Genomic DNA, 6,569 nt, shown 5'->3' on the forward strand with positions numbered 1-6,569 from the left:
AACATAAGAGAATAGTAACGTGCTTTTAACTTCAAAAATAGTCTAAATCCTTAAGTTGATGGATGTGTGGCGCTACCCCATCACCATCAAGCTAAAATTTTATAGTACCCCCAGAACGAAATTTTGAGTTAACCCTTAACAAGAGCTCATTTTTTCGTTTTTGGGGGTGATTTGTTGTCTTTATGCCTATCGAGCTAAGATAAATTTGTATCTACCTATCAATGACCTTGAGATAACGTTCAAAATATGTTTTTTAAAATTCAATTTAAGATTGTTTGTATAGTATATTCACTTTTTTATCACAAACCGTCTTTCTAAAAATCATCTATCTCTTTCACAATGTTTAAATTAAAACAGGGAGTTAATTTGCTATAAACTTATACAAAGATTCTCATATTTATCTTTTTTTGTAACGGGTTTGTATATATAATACAAATTTTAAAAAGATAGAAAAATAAAATTCTATGATAGAATAAAAATAAATTTTGACTATTTAGTTATATAATGTTAAAAAACCCCCTTGAGGAAACGATGTAATCAATATTATGATAAGTTGAAGTGGTAGTTGCAGATGATAGGAATAAATTTCAATCACCTATTATTGCAAAAGAACTAGAAGTATTCAATTAAATAAAAGTAGGGATTTATCATAAACTTTAAGACTTAATACAACTAGTTACTCAAATACTTATCCAAATCGTTGAGGCATCGTTATTTCTAGGTACAGTTGACTCTAAAGAATAGAAAGGTATTTTCAATGAAAACAAACAAAATCCTTAAAAATGCATCTTATTTATTTGTAGGTAACATTATCGTTCGCTTTGTACTTGCTGTTGCTACCATTCTGTTCGCCAGATATTTTTCAAAAGACGACTATAGTATGTTAATCGTTGCATTAGCTATTTCAGCAGTTGTTTGTTATTTTACAGATGCCGGTTTAACACATACCTTTATGCGTGAAGGGACAAGGCAAGAGGCTAATATTAGCATACTCATAAGTAGTTATTTACGAGTGAGATTAGTTTTAGCCGTTGTAATTTCTATTTCCTTCATCATTTTTGCACAATTTTTCTATACGGATCCTTATTTACGTTCTACAGTGTATTTAGTCGTACTGCCGACAATGTTTGGTGCAACCTTACAAGGAGTTGGAATGGCTTATTTCCAAGTAACGGAACGTATGCAATTTACAGCTGTTATTTCTGTTCTGCAAGGGTTGACAGCTGCAGCCGCTCTTCTATTAGGAATAGCCTTTAAGTGGAATATAATGCTAGTTGCAGCTATGTATGGAGCATCTAGTCTTATTACAGGACTTATAGCATTTATAATGGTTATTCGTTATACAACCATCCATAAAGGGTGGGACAATAAAATTTTAAATCAGCTGCTTGTTTTCACAATAAACGGTATTATCATTATGTTGCTACCTCAATTAGGACCGATTATATTGGAAAAAGTCGCTTCACGAGGCGATATTGCCGATTTTGGAGTCGCTTCACGAATACCGTCAGTACTTTATCAAATACCAGGTGTTGTGGCAGCAGCATTTTATCCAAAGTTATTTGCATTTGGAAATGAAAAAAAACTTGATGAGCATAGGAAACTATCACATTTTGAATTAAAACTTATGTCTTTCTTAGGAATGGGAATTGCTATTCCATTTATTGCTGATCCAAGATTTTGGATTGTAACCTTATTAGGTGAAAAATATGCATCAGCAGGTGGTGCTCTGGCTATTTTAGCCTTTATGGTCATTTTACAATCCATCAACTATCCACTTGCTGATAATTTAACAACAATTGGACAACAATGGAAACGAACAACAACAATGGCAATTGGCCTAATTGTTGCTATTATTAGTTATATAGTATTAGGAAGCAAATTCGGAATGATAGGTACTGCGGTAGCATCTATATTAACAGAAGGAACCTTATTACTAGGATTTACTTTATTTGTTCATAAAGGTTTCCAATTACTGTTTAAAGGAATCATATTCAATGTCTTAGCATTTGCAATTAGTTATGGTATCTATGGTACCGTATTAATCAATTTACCATCGCTAGTAGCTTTAATACTTACTGGCTTAATATTTGGGATTATTGGTCTTACAATTGATCCGCAAATACGCCAATTAATTGTAGGGTTTTTAAATAAAAAATTACTTCGTAACAAGATTTTTCAAACACATCAATAAAACCCTTAAGAGGTAGCACCACGTGCCTATCTAGCTAAGAAAATACAACTCCCCCAGAACGAGATTTTGTCCTAACTTGTAATAAAAAAGCTCATTTTTTCGTTTTGGGGTGGATTTGTTTTCTTAAGTTGATGGGCATGGGGTAGCGCCACATCGCCATCAAGCTAAGGTGGACAAGAGGGTATATGTGAATGTGTTTTTTGAAATTTCTACGACTACACTAAAGATGTGCATAACAAATAAACCTATTAACTAGGCATTTTAAAAAATATTATGCAGCCTTGAAACTTTTTGACAACATATAATCATAGACAATACCTAAGATATCAAAGACGGTTTTCTTTTCGTACCGGTGAGATTTTCTTCCGTTTTTCTCTAAAAGGTAAAACAAACGCAGTAAAACTTTTAATAATTCATGGCTGTCCTTCTGTAGTCCCTCATAAAACAATAGATAATAATCCTTTATCATATAGATGGATTTGTATTCACTTAACTCTTTCTTTTTCTTATCCAAGAGTAACTGACGCATTTTAAACATCGTCGATGAACAGAGTAAAATACTAATGAGTTGTCCATATAAATGGCATTCTAAGCGTTCTTTCTTGATTTCTTTGCACTTGTCAATTTGAAAGAAAGATTTCCATGTTTTGAACAAAATTTCAATTTGCCAGCGTAATGAATACAAGTCATGGATATGTTCCGTTGGAACATTTTCTGCAGGAAGATTCGTAATATACACATTGATTCCACTCAACCGCTTACTTCGCTCTTTGTAGGTAATACCTTTCTTCTTTTCTTTTTTGATTTGTTCCTTCAACCTTTTCTCTGTTTGTTCCTTTGTTAATCGATGAATAATAACACGAGCTGGCAATTTTTGATACTGTCCAATGTATGCCTCTGAAACCTCCATTGTTTGACCAGGAGACAATTGATTCATGAGTTCTTCCATATCTAACTGAATATAGAGTGATCCTTTCTTTACAGTCCCATTTCGAAAATACTCTGGCTTATCATTCTTACAATAGATTCGAGAATTTAATTTCAAACGTGAGATATAGTAAGCTCCTTTATCATGGATTTTCTGTAAGTCATGTAAGTCGAAATAGCCTAAATCTCTTATGTACAAGTCTTTTGGTCGAATAGTTTGTAGGCTTATTGAACCAAATGTTTTATCATTTTCTCTTCCTTCCCCTACATAAACGTGCAGAAACTTTCCACTCAACAGGTCATACTCCAATTGAATTTTAACTCCTGCCGTATGGCTACTTCCACCTGAACCTTGATAATGTGTAGAAAACTTATCTGGAAGCTGAAATGTTGTAGAATCTAGAATCCGAATGTGCTTAAAGGTCGTGGTATATTGATGAATTATTTCTTTTGTTGAATGAATTCTTTGAATTAAAAGTTTAGCTAGCACTTGTTCAAGAAACTGTACTGCGGAGGCATTAAATCGTTGGTTAAGTCCTTCAGGACTGATAAGAACACCTGTAGATACTTCAAGACAGCTACATAATTGTGTGAGTGATGTACTTGCAACCTGTTGACTAAGCCATACACATAAAGCAATTAACTCCTGTGCTCGATATTTACTCTTTCGCTGAACGAATCCTTTTTCTCTGGCTAGGTGTTCTAGAGTATGAGGAGACATATGTCGTTGTAATTCTTCCGCAATCGGTTGAAGTTCGTCAAGAATTGAAAGATTCATAAAGAAACGCCATCCTTTCCTATAATTCTACAGAAAGGATAACGCCTTTTTTTGCTTTATAGGTAGTGCAAAATATTAATTTGATAGCGATGAGGCGGTACCCCTATATATTCTTATACTTTTGAACTACTCTTATTTTTTTTTCGATATCGTTGTACTTTTGCTATGGTACCACATGACCTTCCTTTTGGTTCGGATGCATACATCCCACACCAACGCTTACTCCCATTTCTAGAGTTGTCATAAAAAAACCATTTGCAATCTGGACATGATTTAAGACGTTTCCACTGACCCGAGGAGATGTTTTTAACAATTATAATTAAAATTTCACTAAAAAAGTCATGTTTTTTAATAGCATTATATTGAATATTATCAATATCTACAATGGATATATTTATAGGGTAACTTGTTAACCACTTTGTTAAATTATCAACATTATTTGTTTCTAATAACATGCGAATATCTTTTCGAAATTGAAGGACATCCTCTAACTCACCGGAAAATTTAATATCATTAAAATTCTCTGATATAAAGTTTTTTATATCTTCTTCAGAATTTAAATGTTCCTTTGGCTTACGTGTTTCATTTGGAATTTCCCAAGTATTTAAGAAACTACGGATAATTTCTAAATTCCCTGGAGCTATTTGATTATTAATCACCTTCGTTCACCTCCTAATATTCAGTATTGACTATATTATACAACTATTGGTAACATAATAAAAGAATATGTTAACCATTAAAAGTTACTAACGGTTAACATTCTTGAACTTAAGTATTAAAGGTGGTGATAGTATGTGTTATGACATTGTTCATTTGATAAAAAGTATATCAATCAAAAATGAAACTCATCATGACCACTTTATGAAAATTGTAATGTACACCATAGTTTGTAAGTGAAAAGTTCTGAAAATTAATTATTAGTAAAATGTTAATAAAAATTTGCATTTGTTTTGTGATTGAAGTATCCAGCTATTAATAAAGAAAAATAACTACATATAAAATATATAGGAGGCTATTCAATGGAACTAAATGTTGAAGTAAATGTAGAAGAGATACAGAGGGTGGGAACAATAAATGATTAATGAAAAAATATCTGTTCCCATCAAAATGTTACTTTTAGCCGTGTTACTTATGAATACAGGAAGTTTTATGATTATGCCTTTTTTAGCACTACATTTAACAAATAATCTTCATTTTTCTTCTTGGGAAGTGGGGACTATTTTAACTACAATACTCATTTCGCACCGTGGACTACCAGTATTTACGGGTTTTATAGGTGATCGTGTAAGTCATACAGTAAATGTGATTGGAGGAGTGATGGTAAGAGCATTAGGGTTTGGAGCATTTGTTTTTGCTGACAGTTTCTGGTCTGTAACAATTGCAGCATTGTTTTTCGGATTTGGAGGATCGTTATTCGATCCCTCGGTTACTGCTTTTTTTACCTCACAAAAAGAAACAGTTCGAAAAAGAATATTCACTTACTTTAATCAAATGCTTAATACAGGAGTAATTATAGGTCCGTTAGTAGGAGCATTATTGGTTCAGTTTAATCCAGTATACCCATTTACTATTGCAGGCATTGCTATGCTTGTTTTAAGTTTTATTCTTTTTATCTATCGTAGTAAATACCCTAGAACTATTAAAGATAATCAAAAAGTATTATTAAGTTTAAAAACTGTTATTTCAAATAAATTGTTTATTTCATTTATATGTGTACTGTCTTTATTTTGGATTATGTTTGCTCAATTAAATATCTCATTTCCAATTAAAGCGTACGATTTATCTGGAAACACCCAATTAGTAAGTTCCCTTTTCATAATAAATGGGGTTACAGGATTACTCTTAATGTTCTTTTTAAGAAAGGTGTTTATTAATCAAGATCCTATGATTATGGTTAAAATAGGTGTCTTGATTATGGGAATAGCAATAGGAATAATCCCTCTTATTCCATCTATTTATTGGATGTTATTTTGTGTTTTTCTTTATACATTAGGAGAAACACTGGCTCTACCAGGAGCTGAAATGACAGTGGCACAATTTAGTGATAATAAACCTGCAGGGTTGTTTTTCGGAATGTTTCAAGCTTGTTGGGCTATTGGTGGCTCCTTAGGAAACTATCTTGGAGCTTGGTTAAATAAATATAATGATATTCCATGGTCTTGGTGTATATTTTTAGCAATAGGAGTTTTGGCTTCAATTTTATTTAATATGATACATCAAAGGATGAAACGAAACTCATCCTTTGTAGAAAAGCAAACTATGAATTCATGAACACAATTAAGAACTACTCATATTAATAAGAAAAGATAATGTTTTTTATGTTGGTTGTTTTTTGGAATATAAAAATACAGACGAGTATAACTAAAAATTTAATAGTGTCCTCAGAACGAAATTTTGTGTTAACTTGTAACAAAAAAACCATTTTTTCGTTTTGGGGTGGATCTATTTTCTTAGCTTGACGGGCATGTGGCGGTACCCCACATCCATCAACTTAAGGTATATTTTTATACAAAATGCGGTCTTTCCATATAGTTTTTTATTATCTTTTATAGATTTTATAAAAGTGGGCATATCAAATAAACCCTGACGGGTTTCAATTTTTTTTACTATGCTACTTTATGATTAGAAGTGGTATACTCATAAACAACACCCAAAATATCAAAGACTGTC

Annotated in this window: 4 protein-coding genes; 2 read left to right on the forward strand and 2 right to left on the reverse strand. The window is 32.2% G+C overall.

What is annotated here, in order from left to right; genetic code table 11:
- The first annotated feature begins 757 nt into the window (after positions 1 to 757).
- A complete protein-coding gene (locus tag BAU27_RS01075) occupies positions 758 to 2,194 on the forward strand; it encodes an oligosaccharide flippase family protein (protein WP_071769895.1) in 1,437 nt (478 codons plus the stop codon).
- A gap of 271 nt (positions 2,195 to 2,465) precedes the next feature.
- Here the strand turns inward: BAU27_RS01075 and BAU27_RS01080 are convergent, their stop codons facing one another.
- Entirely contained in the window at positions 2,466 to 3,899 is a 1,434-nt protein-coding gene (locus BAU27_RS01080; protein WP_071769896.1) for an IS4 family transposase, read from the reverse strand.
- A gap of 113 nt (positions 3,900 to 4,012) precedes the next feature.
- Positions 4,013 to 4,558 carry a CGNR zinc finger domain-containing protein gene (locus BAU27_RS01085; RefSeq protein WP_000609506.1) on the reverse strand — a complete coding sequence of 182 codons (546 nt, stop codon included), beginning with the start codon at positions 4,556 to 4,558 and terminating at the stop codon, positions 4,013 to 4,015.
- Positions 4,559 to 4,973: 415 nt separating this feature from the next.
- On the opposite strand from BAU27_RS01085, the gene BAU27_RS01090 reads away from it, so the two are divergent.
- Complete coding sequence (locus BAU27_RS01090) at positions 4,974 to 6,170, forward strand: MFS transporter (protein WP_071769897.1); 1,197 nt, start codon at positions 4,974 to 4,976, stop codon at positions 6,168 to 6,170.
- Positions 6,171 to 6,569: the final 399 nt, after the last annotated feature.

The sequence above is a fragment of the Bacillus sp. NH11B genome, assembly GCF_001884205.1.
Lineage (GTDB): Bacteria > Bacillota > Bacilli > Bacillales > Bacillaceae_G > Bacillus_A > Bacillus_A proteolyticus.